Origin of the sequence: Vibrio sp. S/42/10, from assembly GCF_029890535.1 — a bacterium.
GTDB lineage: Bacteria > Pseudomonadota > Gammaproteobacteria > Enterobacterales > Vibrionaceae > Vibrio > Vibrio cyclitrophicus.
This window is the reverse complement of sequence record NZ_JAKMZC010000014.1, coordinates 114160-138063: the sequence shown is the minus strand read 5'-3', so window position 1 is coordinate 138063 and position 23904 is coordinate 114160. Positions and strand designations below refer to the sequence as shown.

17 protein-coding genes and 5 tRNA genes are annotated in these 23904 nt (G+C 44.5%); 13 read left to right on the top strand and 9 right to left on the bottom strand.

What is annotated here, in order from left to right:
* Positions 1-203: 203 nt before the first annotated feature.
* Positions 204-1094, bottom strand: a complete 891-nt coding sequence (ilvY, locus tag L8S15_RS15865; protein ID WP_010433390.1) for an HTH-type transcriptional activator IlvY — start codon at positions 1092-1094, stop codon at positions 204-206.
* Positions 1095-1240: 146 nt separating this feature from the next.
* Between ilvY and ilvC the strand changes: the two genes are divergently transcribed.
* Positions 1241-2725, top strand: a complete 1485-nt coding sequence (gene ilvC / locus L8S15_RS15860) for a ketol-acid reductoisomerase (RefSeq protein ID WP_010433392.1) — start codon at positions 1241-1243, stop codon at positions 2723-2725.
* Between the two features lie 159 nt (positions 2726-2884).
* Here ilvC and L8S15_RS15855 read toward each other — a convergent pair whose 3' ends face one another.
* The 4 genes from L8S15_RS15855 to L8S15_RS15840 form a co-directional block, all read right to left on the bottom strand.
* Positions 2885-3136, bottom strand: a complete 252-nt coding sequence (locus tag L8S15_RS15855; RefSeq protein WP_010433394.1) for an accessory factor UbiK family protein — start codon at positions 3134-3136, stop codon at positions 2885-2887.
* A gap of 119 nt (positions 3137-3255) precedes the next feature.
* Positions 3256-6378, bottom strand: coding sequence for a multidrug efflux RND transporter permease subunit (locus L8S15_RS15850; protein WP_010433396.1), 3123 nt, complete (start codon positions 6376-6378; stop codon positions 3256-3258).
* A gap of 11 nt (positions 6379-6389) precedes the next feature.
* Entirely contained in the window at positions 6390-7496 is a 1107-nt protein-coding gene (locus L8S15_RS15845; RefSeq protein WP_010433397.1) for an efflux RND transporter periplasmic adaptor subunit, read from the bottom strand.
* 18 nt (positions 7497-7514) lie between these two features.
* A complete protein-coding gene (locus tag L8S15_RS15840; protein WP_010433399.1) occupies positions 7515-8096 on the bottom strand; it encodes a TetR/AcrR family transcriptional regulator in 582 nt (193 codons plus the stop codon).
* Positions 8097-8276: 180 nt separating this feature from the next.
* On the opposite strand from L8S15_RS15840, the gene rep reads away from it, so the two are divergent.
* Complete coding sequence (rep, locus tag L8S15_RS15835; protein ID WP_016784111.1) at positions 8277-10295, top strand: DNA helicase Rep; 2019 nt, start codon at positions 8277-8279, stop codon at positions 10293-10295.
* Between the two features lie 95 nt (positions 10296-10390).
* On the opposite strand, the gene L8S15_RS15830 is transcribed toward rep, so the two are convergent.
* Positions 10391-10804, bottom strand: coding sequence for a cytochrome c5 family protein (locus tag L8S15_RS15830; RefSeq protein WP_010433405.1), 414 nt, complete (start codon positions 10802-10804; stop codon positions 10391-10393).
* Positions 10805-11101: 297 nt separating this feature from the next.
* Here L8S15_RS15830 and L8S15_RS15825 point away from each other — a divergent pair.
* The 11 genes from L8S15_RS15825 to L8S15_RS15775 all read left to right on the top strand — a co-directional run bounded on the left by L8S15_RS15825 (position 11102) and on the right by L8S15_RS15775 (position 20918).
* Positions 11102-11178 (top strand) — tRNA-Arg (locus L8S15_RS15825).
* 48 nt (positions 11179-11226) lie between these two features.
* A tRNA-His gene (locus L8S15_RS15820) sits at positions 11227-11302 on the top strand.
* Between the two features lie 77 nt (positions 11303-11379).
* Positions 11380-11456, top strand: a tRNA-Pro gene (locus L8S15_RS15815).
* A 45-nt stretch (positions 11457-11501) separates the two neighbouring features.
* Positions 11502-11577, top strand: a tRNA-His gene (locus L8S15_RS15810).
* 55 nt (positions 11578-11632) lie between these two features.
* A tRNA-Pro gene (locus L8S15_RS15805) sits at positions 11633-11709 on the top strand.
* Between the two features lie 1136 nt (positions 11710-12845).
* Positions 12846-14573, top strand: a complete 1728-nt coding sequence (locus L8S15_RS15800; protein ID WP_010433407.1) for an ABC transporter ATP-binding protein — start codon at positions 12846-12848, stop codon at positions 14571-14573.
* Between the two features lie 94 nt (positions 14574-14667).
* On the top strand, positions 14668-16221 hold the full coding sequence (locus L8S15_RS15795; protein ID WP_016768241.1) for an ABC transporter substrate-binding protein: 1554 nt from the start codon (positions 14668-14670) through the stop codon (positions 16219-16221).
* Positions 16222-16403: 182 nt separating this feature from the next.
* On the top strand, positions 16404-17381 hold the full coding sequence (locus tag L8S15_RS15790; protein ID WP_010433413.1) for an ABC transporter permease: 978 nt from the start codon (positions 16404-16406) through the stop codon (positions 17379-17381).
* A 2-nt stretch (positions 17382-17383) separates the two neighbouring features.
* Entirely contained in the window at positions 17384-18322 is a 939-nt protein-coding gene (locus tag L8S15_RS15785; protein ID WP_010433417.1) for an ABC transporter permease, read from the top strand.
* Positions 18323-18509: 187 nt separating this feature from the next.
* A complete protein-coding gene (locus L8S15_RS15780) occupies positions 18510-19472 on the top strand; it encodes an SPOR domain-containing protein (protein ID WP_016784110.1) in 963 nt (320 codons plus the stop codon).
* Positions 19473-19673: 201 nt separating this feature from the next.
* A complete protein-coding gene (locus tag L8S15_RS15775; RefSeq protein ID WP_010433422.1) occupies positions 19674-20918 on the top strand; it encodes an NADH:ubiquinone reductase (Na(+)-transporting) subunit B in 1245 nt (414 codons plus the stop codon).
* A 76-nt stretch (positions 20919-20994) separates the two neighbouring features.
* Here the strand turns inward: L8S15_RS15775 and L8S15_RS15770 are convergent, their stop codons facing one another.
* The 3 genes from L8S15_RS15770 to L8S15_RS15760 all read right to left on the bottom strand — a co-directional run bounded on the left by L8S15_RS15770 (position 20995) and on the right by L8S15_RS15760 (position 23761).
* Complete coding sequence (locus L8S15_RS15770) at positions 20995-21246, bottom strand: DUF6482 family protein (protein WP_065107183.1); 252 nt, start codon at positions 21244-21246, stop codon at positions 20995-20997.
* A 131-nt stretch (positions 21247-21377) separates the two neighbouring features.
* The gene (gorA, locus tag L8S15_RS15765; protein WP_010433426.1) at positions 21378-22733 is read right to left on the bottom strand and encodes a glutathione-disulfide reductase; all 1356 of its coding nucleotides are present in this window, start codon (positions 22731-22733) and stop codon (positions 21378-21380) included.
* A 188-nt stretch (positions 22734-22921) separates the two neighbouring features.
* Positions 22922-23761 carry a 23S rRNA (adenine(2030)-N(6))-methyltransferase RlmJ gene (locus tag L8S15_RS15760; RefSeq protein WP_010433428.1) on the bottom strand — a complete coding sequence of 280 codons (840 nt, stop codon included), beginning with the start codon at positions 23759-23761 and terminating at the stop codon, positions 22922-22924.
* Positions 23762-23904: the final 143 nt, after the last annotated feature.

Below are 23904 nucleotides of genomic sequence, written 5' to 3'. Positions count from 1 at the left end.
AGGGATGGCTGAGTGGTCGAAAGCACCGGTCTTGAAAACCGGCAACCGTTAATAGCGGTTCTAGGGTTCAAATCCCTATCCCTCCACCACCATTGAAAAGCCCGCTGAGAAATCAGCGGGCTTTTTTCTTATATGTAATATAAACAAAAAGAGAAGAGCACTGACGTGCCCTTCTCTTTTTGTTTACTTGAACCTTATTATTGCTAGTCTGTTAAATATTTGCCCTCTGCAACTTGCCAGAATGCTCTTATTAGAGGGTTATCTAGCTGAGAGCGCTTACAACACACACCTAACTCAAATGGTTTGATTGGCTCTATCTTTAAGCGGTCTACTTTGTCTCGTACAGGACTGTTGTTGATGACGACATCTGGTGCAATACCCACTCCACAACCAAGAGCAACCATACTGACGATCGCTTCATGCCCTGAAACTTGAGCATAAATGTTCGGCTTTATCTTCATCTTTTTGAACCATGCGTTTGCACGTTCTCGGGCTGTCCCTGCTTCCGGGATGATAAAGGGTACTTCATTCCAGTTGGGCTTATCTGATTGCAGTTGCTGGCTAAAGCTACTCACGCCAGATGGAATGATGACTGACAGTGGAATATCGCTGATGGTCTCGAACTCTAACCTTGAAGGCAGGATATCTGGCTTCGCTGAGATCGCGATATCCGCCTCATCATTCAATATTTTATCGATGGATTGGGCTGGGTCACCAGTAGATAGCTTGAATTCAATATAGGGATGAATTGCCCTGAATTCAGTTATTAGCTCAGGAAGATGACTATAACTAGCCGTTACTGAGCAAAATATACGAATTTCTCCTTTAAGTTCCTGCTCTCCACCCTTTAGATGAAGGTTATATTGCTGCCACTCTCCAACAATGCTCAATGCAACAGGTAATAGGTGTTTGCCTGCTGGGGTGAGATCAACGCTGCGGTTATCTCTGATAAGCAATTCTTGCCCCGTCTCCTCTTCTAGTTTTTGTACCTGACGACTCAGCGCTGAAGGACTGACGTGCATAGCAGCAGCGGTTTTGCTGAAACTCTTGCTATCACATAAATGTATAAATAATTGTAGAGATTTTATGTTCATGTTCTGCGATCGTTTCCATGTTGCATTTATTGCAATAACTAATTGTGAATATATCACTTTCAGCAACGGAGTGTCTGTTTTAGTATGAAGTCATTCGATAGAGAGATATCGACCTTACGGACTTATTTTTAAAGGAGTGCCCTAGAATGGCTAACTATTTCAATACATTAAACCTTCGTGAACAACTTGACCAATTGGGTCGTTGCCGCTTTATGGATCGTGAAGAATTCGCGACAGAAGCTGAGTATCTTGAAGGTAAGAAAATCGTAATTGTTGGTTGTGGTGCTCAAGGCCTAAACCAAGGTCTAAACATGCGTGATTCTGGTCTAGACGTATCTTACGCTCTACGCCAAGCAGCAATAGATGAAAAGCGTCAATCATTCAAAAATGCTGATGAAAACGGCTTTGTTGTGGGTAGCTACGAAACGCTAATCCCTCAAGCAGACCTAGTAATCAACCTTACTCCTGATAAGCAACACACAAACGTTGTTGAAACAGTAATGCCTCTAATGAAGCAAGGAGCTGCTCTTGGTTACTCTCACGGTTTTAACGTTGTTGAAGAAGGCATGCAACTACGTGATGATCTTACGGTTGTAATGGTTGCACCTAAATGTCCTGGTTCTGAAGTACGTGAAGAGTACAAGCGTGGCTTTGGTGTTCCAACACTGATCGCTGTTCACCCAGAAAACGACCCTAAGGGCGAAGGTTGGGATATCGCTAAAGCTTGGGCAGCAGGTACTGGTGGTCACCGTGCTGGTTGCCTAGAGTCTTCTTTCGTAGCGGAAGTTAAATCTGACCTTATGGGCGAGCAAACTATCCTTTGTGGCATGCTACAAGCAGGTTCTATCGTATCGTACGAGAAGATGATTGCTGATGGCATCGAACCGGGCTACGCAGGCAAACTTCTACAATACGGTTGGGAAACGATCACTGAAGCACTGAAGTTTGGTGGCGTAACTCACATGATGGACCGTCTATCTAACCCAGCTAAAGTTAAAGCGTTTGAGCTTTCTGAAGAGCTTAAAGACCTAATGCGTCCGCTTTACAACAAGCACATGGATGACATCATCTCTGGTCACTTCTCTAGCACAATGATGGCCGACTGGGCGAACGATGACGTGAACCTACTAGGCTGGCGTGAAGAGACAGGCGAAACGGCATTCGAAAATTACCCAGCTTCTGACGTAGAAATCTCAGAGCAAGAGTATTTCGACAACGGTATCCTAATGGTTGCTATGGTTCGTGCCGGTGTTGAGCTAGCATTCGAAGCTATGACGGCATCAGGCATCATCGACGAGTCTGCTTACTACGAATCTCTACATGAGCTTCCACTAATTGCAAACACGGTTGCTCGTAAGCGTCTTTACGAAATGAACGTTGTAATTTCTGATACTGCTGAGTACGGTAACTACCTATTCGCTAACGTAGCAACACCGCTACTACGTGAGAAGTTCATGCCTTCAGTTGCAACAGACGTAATTGGCCGTGGTCTAGGTGAAACATCTAACCAAGTTGATAACGCTAAGCTAATTGAAGTAAACGAAGCTATTCGTAACCACCCTGTAGAATACATTGGTGAAGAGCTACGTAGCTACATGAGCGACATGAAGCGTATCGCTGTAGGCGGTTAATATTCTGCTCATAACTGGATAAAGATAGCCCTGAACATTTGTTCGGGGCTTTTTTATGCCCGCAACTATTTGCTTGTAAAGTTTTGATAGGTCGAGGAAAAATAAAGGCTTACCCGAAGGTAAGCCTTTATTCGAACTTGAACTGATGGAAACGAGCTATTATTTGTCTGAAAGCTTTGCTTCTAAATCAGCTAGCTTTTGTTCCATTTCAGTTAGCTTCTGGCGAGTGCGAAGCAGTACTTGTGTTTGAACATCAAATTCTTCACGGCTCACAACGTCTAGCTTGTTTAGTTGGCCTTGGATAACCTGGCGAACTTTTTGATCTACGTCTGAACCAAGCTCTTTTACTGGTTGAGGCATAGAATCGTGAATCTGCTTAGCAATCTGCTCTAGTTTTTTTGGATCAAACATATCAATTAAAACTCCTGAATATTTACCACTATTCTATTTAATCACACTTGAGATGTCGCCTATGGCGTATAAAAAAAGGCCACCGAAGTAGCCTTTTTATTGTTAATACGACTTAGCGATTACTTATTATCAGCTAATTCTCTGTGTGCTGCTTTTGCTTCATCGACGCGAGCTAGCTTTTCTAGGTCTTTGTCTTCAACAAATACAGGTAGAGGTTTGTGTTTTTCAGCCAAGTAGCTGTAAATCACTGGCAGTACAAATAGCGTGAAGATAGTACCAATCGCCAGACCAGCTACGATTACGATACCAATACTAAAGCGCTGAGCCGCACCCGCACCACTTGCGTACATCAGTGGGATTAGGCCGGCGATCATCGCAGCTGTTGTCATTAGAATCGGACGAAGACGAACCTTCGCAGCTTCCATTACTGCTTCAATACGAGTCTTGTGATGATGCAACTGTTCCTCTTTTGCAACTTCACAGATCAAGATACCGTGCTTGGTAATCAGGCCGACCAAGGTGATTAAACCTACTTGTGAGTAGATATTCATCGTTGCCGCACCCCAAGCCAGAGCGATTAGGGCACCACAGATCGCAAGTGGCACAGATACCATGATAACCAATGGATCTTTAAGAGATTCGAATTGAATCGCCAGTACCAAGAAGATGATAGCCAGTGCTAAACCAAAGGTCGCGTAAAGCGCGCTACCTTCAGTTACGTATTGACGTGCTTCACCCATGTAATCGTGGTTATAGCCACTTGGTAGCTTATTCGCCGCCGTGTCTTCAAACCACGCAATTGCATCACCCATTGCAGCGCCTGGAGCAGGTACCGCACCAATCGTAGCTGAGTTCAATTGGTTGAAGTGAGGAAGAGAACGAGGCTCTGCCACAACATCAATCGTAATCAAACTGCCAAGTGGTACAGCATTACCGTCCGCAGCACGTACGTAGTAGTTATTCATCGATTCTGGGTTCAAACGGAATTTACGTTCAACTTGAGGGATAACCTCGTAAGAACGACCATTCAAGTCGATACGGTTTACGTAGCCATCTGACATCATGGTACCAAGCGTGATACCGATATCTTGCATGGTCACGCCGTATGCGCCCGCTTTGTCTTTGTCGATGTGTACTTTCATCGTTGCTGAGTCATAGTTCAGATCGAGATCCGAGTATACGAACAGCGGGTTTGTCGCTACATCAGTCAAGATATCAGTGGTGATTTGGAACAGGCTCTCAAAACTGTTTGGCGTTGTGATAACAAACTGAATTGGAAGACCTGAACCTGCACCTGGTAGCTCTGGCATTTGGAATGCAGTAACTGCCATTCCAGGAACATCTTTCACCAAACTACCAACGCGGGTTGCTACGTCAGATTGACTTGCTTCACGCTCACTCCAAGGCACCATAGATGCAATACCAAACGCTTGGTTTGCATTAGGAACACCTGTGAACACCTGCGCGTAAGCTACTTCTGGCTGATCAGACAGAACCTTATTTACGTCGTTCATGGTATTTTGCATGAAGTCTAAGTTCGCGTTCGACGGCGCCGTACCCATCAACATGATCACACCTTTATCTTCTGAAGGTGCTAACTCACTTGGAATGAACTTAAATAGCATTGGTAAGCTTGCAAATACGATCACCGCAAAGCCAATGAATACTGGGCGATGGTTCATTACCGCGCTAAGCATGCGCTCATAACGGTTCGTCATGCCATCCAGTACGCTATGTACTTTCTGTTCAAACTTGCTTGGCTCAGCATGAGCTTTTAGCATTTTAGAACACATCATTGGTGATAGTGTTAGTGCCACGATACCTGATACAAAAACAGAACCCGCTAGAGTTAATGCAAACTCTTTAAATAGTGAGCCCGTGATACCACCCATCATCGCGATTGGAGCGTATACTGCGCCTAGCGTTAGGGTCATTGCGATAACAGGAACCGCAATTTCACGAGTACCGATGATCGCAGCACGGAAAGGTGACTCCCCGAGCTTAATATGTCGGTCGACGTTTTCCAGTACCACGATCGCATCATCTACCACCAGACCGATGGCGAGCACCATTGCCAGTAGTGTCATCAGGTTCCAAGAGAAGCCCATTGCCTGCATTACCATTGCCACACCAATCAAAGATAGTGGGATAGTAACGATAGGGATCAGTACAGCACGGAACGAACCTAAGAACAGAGTAATTACGATCAATACGATTAATGCAGCTTCAAGGATGGTTTTTATAACCTCTTGAATCGATTCGTTAATCGCAATTGTCGAGTCATACATCACGTTCATGGAAATGTTACTTGGCAAGTTCTTCTCTAACTGAGGGAGAAGTTCAAGTACATCAGCGGCAATGTTGATTGGGTTTGCACTTGGTGCTGCATTAATTGCTGCAACTACCGCTTCTTGGCCGTTGGCACTTGCACGGTAAATATCGTGGCTTTTCTCTAGAGAAACCTTAGCGATGTCAGACAGGCGAATAATCTCACCTTCACCACTTCTAACGACTAAGTTCTCTAGCTCTTCAGTGTTCGAAACTTGCGTGTCGGCACTGCCGTTATAAAGAACAAACTCACCTGTTGCTTGACCTGTCGCCGATTGGTAGTTATTCGCATCCAATACCGCCATTACGTCAGTTGCGGTAAGGTTTACTGCTGCCATTTTAGCTGGGTCTAGCCACACGCGTAGTGCGTATTTCATACCACCATATAGGTCAACTTTAGATACGCCATTTACCGTAAATAGTTGCGGGTTGATTACTCGCTCTAGATAGTCGGTAATTTGGCTCGACACCAACTCATCACTGGTAAAACCAATGTAGAGTACCGCCGTTGTTGAACCGGTAGACATAGTTACGGTTGGATCTTCGGCTTCTTTAGGAAGCTGAGAACGTACCGAGTTAGTCTTGGCCAGTATGTCAGACAGCGCCGCATTCGGGTCTGTGTTCAACTTCATGTTCACGGTAATCGTCGAGCTACCGAGTACAGAAGAAGAAGTCATATAGTCGATGTTATCCGCTTGGGCCACAGCCTGCTCGAGGGGCTGGGTGATAAAGCCTTGGATAAGATCGGCACTTGCACCGTAGTAACTCGTAGTTACGGTTACGACGGTATTCGTCATTTCAGGGTATTCACGCACCTGCATTTTGAAGATTGCTTGTAAGCCAAGCAACGCAATCAAAAAGCTGATGGATACCGCTAGAACTGGACGTTTAATAAAAACATCAGTAAAGCGCATTGGGCCTCCAGTTACAGCTTAGGTGTTTCAGATGGTGGAGTGATTGAATCACTTTCTACGATCTTAACTTTGGCACCGTTACTCAGACGTACTTGGCCAGAAGTTACAACCGTATCGCCAGCTTTAACGCCTTCAAGGATATGTGCGATATCTGCTGTACGTTCACCAACTTTCACAACATGTTGAGCAACACGTTGAACGCCGTCTTCTTCCGTTAGGATGTAAACATTGTCACCGTATAGAGTGAAAGTAATCGCCGTTTGCGGCAGGGTTACTTGGTTCTCTAGTTTAGGAAGAATGATGTTAGCGCGAGCGAACATGCCACTGCGAAGCTTGCCATCATTGTTTGGAATATCCGCTTGAACTTGGATAAGACCACTTTGGATGCTTACTGCAGGTTCAATAGCACTGATAGAGCCTTCAAACGGTTTTTCTGGGTAAGCATCAACAAAGATGTCGATAGCCTGGCCAACATTAATGCGAGAGATATCGGTTTGAGAAACCGTGAAGCGTAGGCGCATGACACTGGTGTCTTCTAAACGAACGATATCGGTACCCGATTGTAGGTATTGACCTAGGTATACGTTACGAATACCAACCTTGCCATCAAAAGGTGCGCGAATTTCACGGCGTTCGATCGAGGCTTTTAGGCTTTCAATATCAGCAGATAGAGAGAAGTAGTTTGCTTCTGCTTCATCGTACGCTTCTTTAGAAATAGAGCCTTTCTTGAATAGACCTTGGTAACGCTTGTATTTTGCTTTCGCAGCAGGCAAACGAGCTTCAGAACTCTTAAGGTTGGCTTTCTCTACGTCAGAATCAAGACGTACCAGTTGCTGACCACTCTTAACATCAGTACCCGATTCGAAAGAAATTTGGTCAATAACACCGCTGGTTTCGTTCGCTAGTGTCACACCTTGATTTGGTTCGATGAAGCCGATAGCTTCAATTACGGGAACCCAGTCGATCGGCTGAACTTCAGTTACCGTTACGGGAAACTCGGGTTCAGGGCGGTTGGCCATATACTCAGCAATTTTTTGTTGTTTGAACATGTTGAATCCAATAACGCTGCCAAAAAGCAATACAGCGATGAATAACATGAAGAAAGTCCACTTTTTCATTATGGTCAAAACTCCGATCTAGTGTTTAATTATTGCGTCCCAACTGGCTTCTATTGCAGCTTCTAGTGCTGCCTCGTCGAGTTGGTAAAATCCTAAAGAATGCTTTCGCGCTAGAGAGACACTAGCCGCTAAGCTCAAGCCGCTTAATACTTCATTATCAAGCGGTTTAAACAGTCCCTGCTCTTTACCTTCATTAAATAGCAGTTCAACTTGGGCAAACATTTTACGTTCCAGTTCCCTGAAGTTTAGGCTATTTGTAATAGGTAGAGAGTCATACTGAACCCGATTTTTTATCGCGGCTAAGTTCGTTCCCGCTAAGTTCCATATGTTCAACCACATAGTACGATAGCGTTGCTTAATTGGATCCGAATCATTAACCCCTTCTTGAACAGCATCAGCTACTCGTTGAGTCACGAGCACTCGAACATCATCGATCAAGTGATCTTTATCATCGAAGTAGCGATAGATAGTGCCTGCAGCTACCCCTGCTTCTTTGGCTAATTTTTGCATCGAAAGGCCTTGAAAACCGACCTCTGCAATGAGCTTTTCAGCAGCAGAAAGTATTTGTTGGCGTTTATCCTGAGGTGCATGAGTTGTCATCTTTCCATCACCAGTGAATGAACGTTCATTCATTATAGCCTAAGAACCATACATCTATGCAACAAAGTTTTACACAAATGACGTAAAAATCTTGTATAAGAGAACGTAGCATTCGTGCTATTGCAGCATTATTATAGGCGCGCAATTTAATTCGCCCCTCTAGACCAAATTGAGAATCAAATGAAACTGAATCCAAGACAAGATGAAGCCGTGAAGTATGTTTCTGGCCCCTGTTTAGTATTAGCAGGCGCTGGTTCAGGAAAAACACGTGTTATCACCAATAAGATTGCTTACTTGGTTCAAGAGTGTGGCTACAAAGCTCGTAATATTGCAGCGGTAACCTTTACCAATAAAGCGGCACGCGAAATGAAAGAGCGTGTAGGACAAACTCTAGGTAAAAATGAATCAAAAGGTCTGATCGTTTCGACCTTTCACACTATGGGTTTGACGATTATTCGCCGCGAATACAAAGCATTGGGTTTAAAAGCTGGCTTTTCTCTGTTTGATGATCAGGACCAGTTAGCTTTACTTAAAGAGTTAACCGAAAGGCAGATCGATGGTGACAAAGATCTACTACGCGCTTTAATGAGCACCATTTCGAATTGGAAGAATGACATGCTGACGCCTGATCAGGCCAAAGCACGAGCTCAAGGCGAACAAGAACAGCTTTTTGCATTTTGTTTTGAGATGTATCAGAAACAGATGAAGGCATACAACGCGCTCGATTTTGATGATCTGATTGCGATGCCGGTATTGTTACTGAAAACTAATCAAGAAGTCCGTGAACGCTGGCAGTCTCGCATTCGCTATTTACTGGTCGATGAGTATCAAGATACCAACACCAGTCAATATGAGTTGGTTCGTTTATTGGTGGGAGAACGTGGTCGTCTGACGGTAGTAGGTGATGATGACCAATCTATTTACTCATGGCGTGGCGCAAAGCCGCAAAACTTGGTTTTGCTAGGTGAGGATTACCCGAACCTTCGTTTAATCAAACTAGAGCAAAACTATCGTTCAACCAGTCGAATTTTGCGTGCGGCGAACATCTTGATCGCTAATAACCCACACGTTTATGAAAAATCACTGTTCTCAGAGATCCCGGACGGTGAAAAGCTCAAGGTACTGAATGCCAAGAATGAAGAGCACGAAGCCGAACGTATTACTGGTGAGATCATTGCCCACAAGTTTTTGAATCGCACAGATTACAAAGATTACGCAGTGCTTTACCGTGGTAATCACCAATCTCGCTTGATTGAAAAAGCCTTGATGCAAAACCGTGTGCCTTACAAGATCTCTGGTGGTACGTCTTTCTTTGCTAGAGCTGAGATTAAAGACATCATGGCTTACTTACGTGTGTTGGTGAACCCAGATGATGACAATGCGTTTTTACGTATTGTGAACACGCCACGTCGTGAGATTGGTCCGGTTACTTTAGAGAAACTCGGCAGCTACGCCAATATGCGTGGTAAGAGCTTGTTTGAAGCCAGCTTTGAGATGGGCTTAGAGCAAACGCTGACGGGGCGTGGTCTAGAAAACTTGCGCCGTTTCGGTGACTGGATTGTTCGTATCTCGGATAATGCAGAGCGTGGTAATACGGTTGAGGCCGTACGTTCTTTGGTTCGTGACATTAACTATGAAGATTGGTTGTACGAAACTTCGGCGAGCCCGAAAGCGGCTGAAATGCGAATGAAGAACGTCTCTGATCTTTACAGTTGGATAGTGGCTGATCTTGAAGGTGACAACTACGACAAGGAAGAGAAAACCCTACGCGAGGTAGTGCAACGTTTAACACTGCGTGACATGATGGAGCGTGGGGAAGATGATGACGATGCAGACCAGGTTCAATTAATGACACTGCATGCATCGAAAGGCCTAGAGTTTCCATATGTATTCCTGATGGGGGCAGAAGAGGGTATTTTACCGCACCAAACCAGTATTGATGAAGGCAACGTAGAAGAAGAGCGTCGTCTTATGTACGTAGGGATTACTCGAGCGCAAAAAGAGCTGACCTTTACTAAGTGTCGTGAACGCCGTCAATATGGTGAATTGATTAAGCCAACACAAAGTCGCTTTCTTGATGAACTGCCGCATGATGATGTGGAGTGGGAAAGCGTTAAGAAGCCTCAATCCGCTGAAGAAAGAATGGAAAAAGGGCAGGCGCACATTGCGAATATTCGAGCGATGTTCAATAAGAAATAATGATCTACTTTAATAGCACTATATAAAAACCAATAAAAAGGTGACCATGAGGTCACCTTTTTTGAATTTGGTATTTTTAATTACAGATCGGTAAATTACAGACCGGCAATCATGTGCTCGATAGCATCTTTGATTTCATCGTCTGAACAGTCCATACATGAACCTTTCGCAGGCATTGCATTAAAGCCGTTGATTGCGTGATTCGCTAGAATATCGCGACCTTGAGCAATACGAGGACCCCAATCACCAGCATCGCCTTTTTTAGGTGCGCCACTTACGCCAGATGCGTGACAAGCTATACAAAAGGTACCGTAAACTGCTGCGCCATCACGAGGGCCTGTTGGTTCCGCGGCTACTGGCTCACTGCCGACTAGGTATACTTGGCCAACTGGTTTGATGCGTTCAGCAATAGCATCTTGCTCTGCTTCGCTTAGGCCTGAAGCCATTGCACCAGTTGAAAAGGTTAAAACTGCGATGACAACGCTTAAAATTCGACGAGACATATCCATTAAACTCACTTTACATTCCCAAGGTAAGTACATGCTTACCAATTTATAGTGTTGGAAGGGTGTTTTGATTTGAGCAGCAAAGAGCAACTGTTAAACCAATGTAAATAATGGGTGATTATATCCCGATAAGTTGTTGCAATAAACAACAACTTATAAGCTGTAGCGGGTTGTAGTACTCAAATAAGGGGTTTATCACATATTAACTGTCGAAAAAGAGACCAAACAGAAAAAAAAGTTAAAAAAGTACTAGACGGCATTGGGTGATATACGTATTATTCCACTCCGCCGACAGGGCATGCGCCTGTAGCTCAGCTGGATAGAGCGTTGGCCTCCGGAGCCAAAGGCCGAAGGTTCGAATCCTTTCAGGCGCGCCATCCGGTCTCTTACTTCGGTAAGTGAGAATTGGCAAAAAAGAAACAATGGTGGCTATAGCTCAGTTGGTAGAGCCCTGGATTGTGATTCCGGTGGTCGCGAGTTCGAATCTCGTTAGCCACCCCATTTTTTCTTTACAAAATATCGGTAGCTTCGGCTTCCAGTGTTGATTCATTCTTCCCAAGAATCGATACAAAACTAGTCGGTGAATAGCGCAGCTTGGTAGCGCATCTGGTTTGGGACCAGAGGGTCGGGGGTTCGAATCCCTCTTCACCGACCACTATTTCAATAATCGCTTGTTAAGCGGTTATATAAAAAATTAGTGGTGGCTATAGCTCAGTTGGTAGAGCCCTGGATTGTGATTCCGGTGGTCGCGAGTTCGAATCTCGTTAGCCACCCCATTAATTTTGGTAGCTTCTTTGAAGTTTCCAGTTTGAGAAATCAAACGAAACATCTCGGTGAATAGCGCAGCTTGGTAGCGCATCTGGTTTGGGACCAGAGGGTCGGGGGTTCGAATCCCTCTTCACCGACCACCTTAAGAAAGCTCATCAGAAATGATGAGCTTTTTTTCTATCTGGAGAAAAGATAATGGTGTATTCGGGGGCTGGAAGCCCAGTCGCATCAAATCCTTCTTCACCGAGCACCTTTAAGAAAGCTCATCAGAAATGATGAGCTTTTTTTCATCTGTAGATCACTAGATTGGAACCCAAGTGGGGTTTGCCTGATGTTCAAAGAATGTCTCTTCACCGATCACTTAAGAAGCCTCAACTAGCCGTCCGCGTCAGAAATGACGGGGCTTTTTTACGCCTGGAATTTAGATCATTTGAGACCAGAGGGCTGGATCGCCAGTCCGCAGGAAGCCCCGCCGCGCCGTTATTCATTAACCTGCTATTTAAGGTTATGAACTTACCTATTTCGAAAAGTTGTCTGTGATCGTACTGGTAAAATGTACTTTCGTATTAAATGAGCATGCTGTCATGTCTTTAATTATTACGTCTTTATAAATATATTTTCTCTATAAAATCATTAGATCTATATCTAATTTTATATAAATTGATTGCTCAATAATTCGACAAACTAATGGGTTTGGTCTAAGTGTTTTTATGAAAAGAGAAATCTAACCCTAGATTTGCTCTCTAAGGTCTATATTTGACAGATTTCTTCATATTAAATAGCCTAAAATCGTCTCTAATTTTATAAGCCTCTTATTTTACTACTTTACATTTATCACACTTATCTTGATGGTGGAAAGTGTGGCTTATTACTATGTATCTAGTTGTTTTATTTGTATTATTTAAATAATCTAGCATTTGTTTCTATAGTGTTAATTGTTTTTTGGAATAATTATTTGTTTTAAATGACTAATAGTGAGATCTGCTTTGAACGATTGGTTTCAGTCTACAAGTAAGTTGTAGTAAGGGATTTGTGAGTATTTCTCACCATGAGTATGATGTTGATTTTTATTACTATATGCTCTTTTTTTGAATAGTTATGTAGTGCTTTTGCTTGCCAGGCGTTTAATGTCGACTTTTTATCCTATTTTTGTTGCTTTTCTGTGAATTATTTGCCAAATTGTCAACCGTATAAAATATCAGAACAATATTCTGGTAAGAATGGATTCAATTTTGCAGACAGGGCAGAAAGCTGCCAAAGCAGTAGAGGTCTGGTAATGTCACTTTTAGAAGTAAAAAATCTTCGTATCGAATATCCATCTCGTCATGGAGTTCACGCCGCAGTTAAATCACTTTCGTTCAACATTGAACGTGGTGAGATCGTTGGCGTTGTAGGCGAATCTGGTGCAGGTAAATCAACAGTGGGTAATGCTGTTATTGATTTACTGAGCCCTCCTGGCCGTATTGCTAGCGGCGAGGTGTTTCTGGATGGCGAAAAAGTTTCGGGTTTATCTCCTGAGCAGATGCGCTCTGTTCGCGGCTCAAAGATTGGATTTATCTTCCAAGACCCAATGACTTCTCTTAACCCTCTATTCACAGTAGAACAGCAGTTAAAAGAGACGATTCATGCCAACATGAAGGTTTCGGATCAAGAAGCCTACCAGCGTTCACTAGACTTGATGAACCAAGTGGGTATCCCACAACCAGAAAACCGTTTAAAGCAGTACCCACACCAGTTTTCTGGCGGTATGCGTCAGCGTGTTGTTATCGCGATCGCATTGGCAGGTGAACCTGACTTAATCATCGCAGATGAACCAACAACCGCACTGGATGTTTCTATCCAAGATCAGATCTTGGGTTTGATTCGCGACCTATGTATTAAGAAGAACGTAGGTTGTATGTTGGTCACGCACGATATGGGTGTTGTATCTAACGTAACCGATCGTGTAGCCGTGATGTATCGTGGTGATTTGGTTGAGTTTGGCCCAACGGCGAAAGTCCTTGGCACTCCTGAGCATCCATACACACACAGCCTTATTTCAGCGGTTCCGCGTTCAGATCGTAAACTCGATCGTTTCCCTACAGTGAGTTACATCGAAGAAGCACACGAGATGGAACCACTGGATGTGAAAAACCACTGGTTGGGCCAAAGCCAAGATCACCGTGATTACACGGGGCCTTTGTTGAACGTTGAAAACGTGAACTTACGTTTTACGACTAAAGATTCATTCTTCGAAAGCCGTCGTGAATATGTTCAAGCGTCAAACAACGTCAGCTTTGAAGTGCATGAAGGTGAGACGTTTGGTTTGGTGGGTGAATCTGGTTCGGGTAAATCAACGATTGCTCGTGTGATTGCTGGCTTATACGCACCGAACTCAGGCAAGGTAACCTTTGAAGGTATTGACCTTACCGGTCTTAAATCTGAAAAAGAGCGTCGCCCTATGCGTCGCCAAATGCAGATGGTTTTCCAAAATCCGTATACATCAATGAACCCTCGAATGAAGATATTCGACATCATTGCTGAACCTATCCGTTTCCATAAGCTAACTCGCAACGAAAATGAAACTCGTCAGATCGTTAACGACCTGCTCGATCACGTTGGTTTGGGCCAAATGGCAGGGGTTAAGTACCCGCACGAATTCTCAGGTGGCCAACGTCAGCGTATCTCTATTGCTCGCGCTCTGGCAACTCGTCCTCGTCTTCTGATTTGTGATGAACCTACCTCGGCGCTGGATGTGTCAGTACAGGCTCAAATCCTTAATCTATTGAAAGACCTGCAAGACGAGCTCAATCTGACTATGCTGTTCATCAGTCATGATTTACCGGTTATTCGTCAAATGTGTGATCGTGTTGGCGTGATGCAAATGGGCGAACTATTGGAAGTTGCGCCAACTGAGCAGTTATTCCAATCGCCTCAGCATGAATACAGTAAGCACCTAATTTCTTTAATGCCTGAGTTTACGGGCTTAAGAGAAGAAAAAGCAGTGGCAAAAGCCGCAGTATAAAAATCAGCAGGCTGGAGTTTAGCTTGCTAAAAACAATAAACAGACGCAAATACAACAACTAGGGATCTGGATTCCCGCATGAAGGAGTTATGCAATGAAAACCATGAAAAGCAAATTAGCAGTAGCTTTGATGGCAGCTGGCCTAAGCTTTAGTGCAGCAGCAGCAGATATTACCGTTGGCTACGCAGCTGACCCAGTATCACTTGATCCGCACGAGCAGCTGTCTGGTGGCACACTGCAAATGTCTCACATGGTGTTTGACCCTCTAGTACGTTTTACACAAGAGATGGATTTTGAAGGCCGCCTAGCATCTAGCTGGGAGCGTGTTGATGAAACGACTTTCCGTTTCAACCTACGTAAAGGTGTGAAATTCCACTCTGGTAACGAACTGACAGCTGATGATGTTGTGTGGACTTTTGAACGTCTACAAGCTTCTCCAGACTTTAAGTCTATCTTCACGCCATACGAGAAAATGGTAAAAGTGGATGACTATACAGTTGAGCTAGTATCAAAAGCGGCTTACCCACTAGTACTACAAACAGCAACTTACATCTTCCCAATGGACAGCAAGTTCTACTCAGGCCAAACAGCTGAAGGTAATGACAAGTCTGAACTAGTTAAGCACGGTAATTCGTTTGCTTCGACTAATGTTTCAGGTACTGGTCCATTCATCGTTACGCAACGTGAGCAAGGCGTTAAAGTTACGTTCGAGCGTTTCAATGATTACTGGGATACAGAAACGGATGGTAACGTAGACAAGCTAACACTTGTGCCAATCAAAGAAGACGCAACGCGTGTTGCAGCACTTCTTTCTGGCGATGTAGATATGATTCACCCTGTAGCACCAAACGATCACAAGCGTGTTAAGAACGCTAAGAATATCGATCTAGTAACGCTACCTGGTACTCGTATCATTACGTTCCAAATGAACCAAAACAGCAACGAAGCACTGAAAGATGTGCGTGTTCGTCAAGCAATCGTTCATGCGATTAACAATGAAGGTATTGTTAAGAAAATCATGAAAGGTTTCGCGACAGCTGCTGGTCAGCAAAGCCCAACAGGCTACGCGGGTCACAACGAAGATCTAGTTCCTCGTTACGATCTGAAAAAAGCGAAAGAGCTGATGAAAGAAGCGGGCTACGAAGATGGCTTTACACTAACTATGGCAGCGCCTAACAACCGTTACGTGAACGATGCGAAAGTAGCGCAAGCGTCTGCGGCAATGCTGTCTAAGATTGGTATCAAAGTTGATCTTAAGACGATGCCTAAAGCACAGTACTGGCCTGAGTTTGACCTATGTTCAGCAGACATGATGATGATCGGTTGGCACTCAGACACAGAAGATTCAGCGAACTTCAATGAGTTTCTAACAATGACTCGTAACGAAGAGACTGGTCGTGGTCAATACAACTGTTCTGGCTACTCAAACCCAGAAATGGATGCGATTGTAGAAGCTTCTAACACCGAAACTGATCCAGTTAAGCGTTCTAAGATGCTGAAAGGCGTTGAAGCAACACTTTACAACGATGCAGTATTCGTACCTCTACACTGGCAAAGTGAAGCGTGGGGCGCGAAGTCTAACGTTGGTGCTGCAGACATCGTAAACCCAATGGTTATGCCTTACTTCGGCGACCTAGTTGTAAAATAATCTAGCTTGCTAGAATCGAGAGCCTGAAGTTTTTCAGGCTCTCAATATTATTAAGATATAGATTTAAGTTTCGGTATTTGGTCTTCCTTCAGTCTGGCTAAATACCTTTTTTAAGACTGAATTTTTTTGTTGTCTAATCGCGGATTTCGATTAGATAGTCATGGATAGATAAGGGGCAAGGAATGGTTACGTTTCTGGTCAAGCGCCTGTTTCAGGCACTGATAGTGATGTTTGTGATCAGTTTGGTGGCGTTTGCCATTCAGGATAACCTGGGCGACCCGTTACGTGAGTTAGTCGGTCAATCTGTTTCAGAGTCGGAGCGTCAAGCGCTACGTGATGAACTCGGCTTAAATGATCCCTTCGTTACAAAATACTCTCGCTTTATAGGCGCAGCCCTACAAGGTGATCTTGGTACTTCATATTTCTTTAAACGCCCTGCTGTGGACGTAATTCTAGATAAACTGGTCGCGACACTGGAGCTCGTGTTCGGTGCTTCTCTGATCATTGTTTGTCTGTCGATTCCATTAGGCGTTTATTCTGCAATACACCCAAAAAGTTTCTTCACTAAGCTTGTGATGGCCGGTAGTAGTATCGGTATCTCTGTGCCTGTTTTCTTAACTGCAATCATGCTGATGTATGTGTTCTCTATCGAGCTAGGTTGGCTGCCATCATTTGGACGTGGTGAGACTGCAAACTGGTTTGGTTGGGAGTCTGGCTTCTTAACACTAGATGGCCTTGCACACTTAGTTCTGCCGAGTATTGCTTTGGCATCTATCATGCTGCCGCTGTTCATTCGTCTAGTGCGTTCTGAAATGCTAGAGGTTCTTAGTTCTGAATACATCAAGTTTGGTAAAGCAAAAGGCCTAGCGCTGAACAAGATTTACTACCAACACGCTTTGAAGAACACAATGTTACCTGTACTAACGGTAGGTGGTGTTCAAATCGGTACTATGGTGGCTTACACCATTCTTACTGAAACTGTATTCCAGTGGCCGGGCACCGGCTTCCTATTCCTTGAAGCGATTAACCGAGTGGATACACCATTGATTACCGCATACGTTATCTTCGTTGGCTTGATCTTCGTAGTAACGAACACCATTGTTGATTTGCTTTACGGCATCATTAACCCAACAGTGAACATTACAGGGAAAGGAGCATAATCATGGAACAAACAACAACAGCTCCATCTCGTTGGGAGCGATTCAAGCAGTCAGACATTCTGTACTACTTCTTACGCGATAAAGTGGCTATGTTCAGCTTCGCCATCTTCGCCGCCTTCCTTGTGATGGCATTAGCGGCACCGATTTTAGCCCCAATCGACCCATACGACGTGACGTCTATCGATATCATGGATTCAGAACTGCCACCATCTTGGATGGAAGACGGTGAAGAACGTTTCTTACTGGGTACTGACGAGCAAGGTCGTGACATCTTATCGACTATGCTTTACGGCTCGCGCTTATCACTGACCATTGGTTTCTTAGCGGTTGGCCTTCAGTTGACTCTCGGTATCATTATCGGTCTGTCTGCGGGTTACTTCGGTGGTCGTATTGATAGCTTCCTGATGCGTTTTGCTGATGTTCAACTTTCATTCTCAACCATGATGGTTGCGATCATTGTCTCAGCCATCTTTAAGGCAAGTTTCGGCAGTGACTTCTACGCGCAATATGCCGTTGTTATGCTGGTGGTGATCATCGGTATTGCAGAATGGCCGCAGTATGCTCGTACCATTCGTGCATCGGTATTGGCAGAGAAGAAGAAAGAATATGTTGAAGCGGCACGTGTGATGGGCTTTAGAGCGCCTCGCATCATGTTCCGTCATATTCTACCGAACTGTTTATCACCGATCTTGGTTATCTCTACGGTACAGGTGGCAAATGCCATCATGTCAGAAGCGGCACTTTCTTTCCTAGGTTTAGGCCTTCCGGTAGACCAACCGTCGCTGGGTGCCCTAATCAGTACTGGTTTTAACTACATTTTCTCAGGAGCATGGTGGATCACAGCATTTCCTGGTGTGCTTTTGGTAACATTAGTTCTAGTTATTAACCTACTAGGCGACTGGTTACGTGACGTGTTTAACCCTAAAATTTATAAAGGGTGATAGCTCGGTTTGATTTTTAGCAAAAAAAGTCACTAAACTAAGAGCCGTAAGCAATTACGGCTCTTTTTTTGCTTAATGGATCTGGAACTTAGTATTATTGATAGTGTCAATGATACTTAAAATGGAATTCATGTTTTATCGACATTGATTCGGTAATAATTAACCCGTGAGGGTTTAAGTGGTGGTTATGAAATTGACAATGAATGCTGTATGTCGTGCTGTGATGAGAAATTATCGTATGGGGCTTATCGCTGTATCTCTTCTGGTGTCGAGCCAAGTTAATGCAGAATCGGTACTATGCGATGCCACTCAAGCAAGCACCAATCAATTACCACAGCTAGAACAATCATGTCCGATCGGTAAAGGTGTATGGGGCAGCAAAGCGCCTAAACGTCATTCAGATAACGAACTGTTTTGGGTTCAATGTGGTTTGCTAAATAAGCCTTTGTCACTCAACCGAGCGAAGCCTCTATATGAAAAGATCTCAACTAACGTATGGATGAAGCCTGAGGGTGGCGATTATCGTTGTTTGATTGGTCCTTACTCTACATTTTCGGATGCGAGAAAAGACTTAGCTCAAGTACGCAAGGTGTCTGGTTATGGTGAAGCCTTTATTCGTATGGTTGATAAGTCTAAAACCTCATCACAGCCTGTCGTTGCAAAACCAGCAGAGTCAAAAGCTGTAAAGCCTAAGGCTCCTGTAAAAGTAGAAGCTAAACCTGCGCCGAAACCTGTGGCGGTTAAGCAAGCGGCTGCGGTAACGAGTGCTGCCGCTATTCAGACGCTACCAAGCGGTAATGCGAGTACAGACAACGATCTAGAAATCGAAATTCGCGTGACAGCCAATGTGTCGGGCAACCAATATGCTATTCCTTACCTCCTAGACCATCAGCAGCAGTTCTATATGGAGCAAGGCAAGCCTTGGAGCCGCCTCGATTACGGTAGCGCTGAATTAGTCTGCAATAAGGTCAACATGAAGCTGATGACTGAAAAACAGTGGCAGAGTATTTTGGGTTCAAAAGTCATGGAAAAACAGAATTGGCCAATGCACTTACCTTATTGGGGGGCAGGCAAGAAGGGTCTGTTTACCAATGGTAATGTAAACCAATTGAAAGGGTCTTCATTGCTTAATGTCATGTGCGTTAAATAAGTAACCTAAAGTAAGACTAAATGAGCCTCAGCTATCGCTGGGGCTTTGTTATTTATGAACCTAACTTTCTCATATTGGTTTTGTTCTTGAATGTTGGTCAGTTTCTTGAATACGAACTTGATTAAAAATCGCTAAAAGTTGTTCAAATTGAGCGTTTGATGCGTAGAAAACCATAACTCAAGCAATAAGGTGATTGAGATTATGAGTTTTAAAAAACGTTTAGAAGATGTGGCACCGCAATTTGAAGCCGGAGGTAAGTACGAAAAACTCTACCCAGTGTATGAGGCGTTCGCGACGATATTTTACACGCCTGGCAATGTAAACCGAGGGTTGACCCACGTTCGAGATAGTATCGATCTCAAACGAATCATGATTCTGGTGTGGCTAGCGACCTTCCCTGCCATGTTCTGGGGCATGTATAACGTCGGGCATCAGAGTGTTTCGGCACTCACATCCAGCTATCAACTGAGTGAGCTCACTTCGGTTATCGAGAGTAGTTGGCGCTTGTCTTGGGCATTTGGTGATGCGCCATCATTAATGGCAAGCGGTTGGGGCAGCCAGATGTTTTTTGGGGCGCTCTATTTCCTTCCTGTTTATGCCACGGTTTTTGTCGTTGGTGGTTTTTGGGAGGTACTGTTCGCGGTTGTTCGCAAGCACGAAGTCAACGAAGGCTTTTTCGTGAGTTCGGTTTTATTTGCCTTAATTCTCCCGCCGACGATTCCACTATGGCAAGCCGCATTAGGCATCACCTTTGGTATCGTTGTTGCTAAAGAGTTGTTCGGTGGTACAGGACGAAACTTCCTTAACCCTGCGTTAGCTGGGCGGGCTTTCCTCTATTTTGCTTATCCAGCCAACATGTCGGGTGGGCTTGTGTGGGTCGCGGCGGCTGATGGCTATTCAGGGGCGACACCACTCAGTCAGTGGTATGAGGGAGGCAGTACCTCTTTAATCAACAACATGACTGGCGAGACAATAACTTGGATGGATGCGTTCATCGGTAATATTCCAGGATCGATGGGGGAGGTTTCTTCGCTATTAATTATGCTTACGGGGTTGATGCTCATTTTCATGAAGATAGCGTCTTGGCGTATTGTTGCCGGGGTTATCATCGGTCTTGTGGTGACCTCTAGTTTGATGAACTGGATCGGCTCTGATACCAACTCGATGTTCTCGATGCCGTTTTACTGGCACTTTGTGTTGGGTGGTGTTGCTTTTGGTACTTTCTTTATGGCAACCGATCCAGTTTCTGCCGCGTTTACCAATCAGAGTAAGTGGGCTTACGGGATCTTGATTGGTGTAATGACGGTCGGCATCCGAGTGCTCAATCCTGCTTATCCAGAAGGCATTATGCTCGCTATCTTGTTTGCTAACTTGTTCGCACCATTGTTCGACTTTGTTGTGAAAGAGCAAAACATCAAGCGAAGACAAAAACGCACAGCTCGATAAGAAATATGACCCAAAAGAAAAAGGCTTGCACTAGTGCAAGCCTTTCTATTTTTATCACGATTGATTTGAATTTGATTCAACTCCATTTCAAATCAATCTCGAATGGTTGGGTATTACCACAATGCTCACCACACATCTCGTCGTAGGCACTGTTGTGAACCAACATTGCCGATGCTACGCCTCGATCGCTAAAGTGGTCGCGCGCTTGGTTAACACTTAAAAACCTCATTGGGTGCTGTTGGTCGTTTTTGATTAACTGCTTTTGCTCGCCAATAATTTGGTAAGCCAAGTAGATCCCGCCTTCAAATGATTCAATTAGTAGATTCATCACAAACTCCATTGCTGTTCTAGATAGGTCAGTATCTGTGTTACGTGGAGTTGAGGGGTAAGGTTCAAGAGTGGACATAAAAAAAGCAGGCACAAGGCCTGCTTTTAAGAGATATCAACAAATAGTGTTGATTATCTCATCGTTACGAACTCTTCGCTGCCCGTTGGGTGAATCGCCACAACAGAGTCGAAGTCTGCTTTGGTTGCGCCCATCTTCATTGCAACGCCGAAGCCTTGAATCATTTCATCAACAGTGAAACCGATGCCGTGTAGGCCAACTACAGTCTCTTCTTCGCCAGCACATACTAGTTTCATCTTACAAGGTTGACGGTGCTTGGTTACTGCTGTGTACATTGCCGTGAAGCCCGACGTGTAAACCTTGATGTTGTCTTTGCCGTATTGCTCTTCAGCTTCTTGAGTCGTTAGACCAATTGTACCGATAGGCGGGTGGCTGAATACAACAGTAGGAACTAGCTTGTAGTCCATCTTCGCGTTTGTTTGGCCGTTGAATAGGCGCTCTGAAAGCTGACGACCTGCTTTAACAGCGACAGGTGTTAGCTCGATACCGCCTTCCATGATGTCACCAACACAATAGATGCCAGGAACGTTAGTCGCTTGGAACTCGTCTACCTTGATGTAGCCACGATCGTTAGTCTCAACGCCAGTAGATGCTAGATTGATAGCGTCAGTCGCTGGGTGGCGACCGATCGCCCAGATTAAGTGGTCAACGTTTTGAGTGTTGCCGTTCTCTAGGTGTAGAGTCAGCGTACCGTCCGCTTCTTTCACCACTTCTTTAGGCACGGAGTGCGTGTGAAGTGTTGGACCTTCTGCTTCCATTACTTCTACTAGCGTTTCGATGATCATTGGATCAAAGCTACGTAGTGGAGATTCTTTACGGCAGAACAGATGTGTTTCTGTGCCAAGTGCACTTAGTACGCCTGCGATTTCTACTGCGATGTAGCCTGCGCCGATTACAGCAACACGCTTAGGTTGCTCCATCAGATCGAAGAAACCGTTTGAGTCGATGCCGTATTCTGCGCCTGGGATGTTTGGAATGGTTGGACGGCCACCTACCGCGATCAGGATGTGATCCGCAGTGTAGTGTTCACCGTTTACTTCAACGGTTTTCTCGTCAACAAACTTAGCAAAGCCTTTGATTACGTTTATTTTGTTGTTACCCAAAACGCGATCGTAAGACTCGTGGATACGACCAATATATGCTTGGCGGTTTTCAACTAACTTGCTCCAGTTGAAGCCTTTTACTTCAACGTCGAAGCCGTAATCTTCAGAGTACAGGTTGATCGCTTCAGCAACTTGAGCGCCATGCCACATTACCTTTTTAGGAACACAACCAACGTTTACACAAGTACCACCAAGGTCTTGAGCTTCGATAAGTGCAACCTTTGCACCGTGCATTGCTGCGCGGTTTGCTGATGCGATGCCGCCTGAACCGCCACCGATACAGATGTAATCAAAATGAGTCGCCATTACTTTCTCCATTTATTGAAGGCTGTGGGTACAGTGATCGCACTGAACACCTACGTCCTATAGATTCTTAAATTGTCTAATTATTATATTGAGGGCAGATCGGTTGAACTCAATCTCCCTGTTTAAAATTTATTCGTGTATGTCACAATCTACTGAATATTCGTCAGATCATGACGTTAAGTTCGAGATTATTCGGGTACGATCCACTCTACTTTGAAGTGACCGGTTGCCGGCGCAATTGCTTCCTTCAAGAATGGAAGAATTTCGTTCATTTGGCTTTCTAGCTTCCAAGGCGGGTTGATAACAATCATGCCTGATGCTGTCATGCCACGCTCGTTGGTATCTGGTGATACGCCAAGTTCGATTTGTAGAATCTTGTTGATACCTAAGCCTTCAAGTCCTTCGATCATGTCTTCGATATCACAGCGGTTTACTACCGGGTACCAAATTGCGTAGATACCGGTTGCCCAGCGCTTATGGCTTTGAGCAATCGCCGTCACCACATCGCGATACTCTTTTGCCAGCTCGTAAGGTGGGTCGATAAGTACCAAACCACGACGCTCTTTTGGTGGCAGGCTGCCTTTTAAGCGTTGGAAGCCATCTTCTTTGTAGATAGATACCTGACGATCGCGGTGGAACTCTTGCTCAAGCAGAGGGTGATCGGCTGGGTGAAGCTCGGTCAGTACCATGCGGTCTTGATCGCGCAGGTGCGCGCGGGCAACACGTGGAGAGCCCGGGTAGAAACGCAGTTTTTCGCCATTGTTGAGTGCTGAGATAGACTCAAGATAGCTTTGAATGTCTTCAGGAAGTTCTGTTTGTTCCCAGACGCGTGCAATACCTTGTTTGTATTCGCCCGTTTTTTCAGACCATTCATGCGTTAAGTCGTAACGACCTACACCAGAGTGAGTATCATGATAAACAAAAGGCTTATCCTTCTGTTTCAAAGAATTAAGAATAAGGCTCTGTACGATATGCTTTACTACGTCGGCATGGTTGCCTGCGTGGAAGCTGTGGCGATAACTTAACAAATTAAACTCTCGTAACACTCTCGAATTAGAGTGTGGTTAGTGTAGGTGGGGTTAATCAGACTATTATAACCCTCAATGGACCATAAATTCTCGATCAATTCAGGAACAGTCGTTCGCAATATGCAGTTAGTTATTGGTTCTGC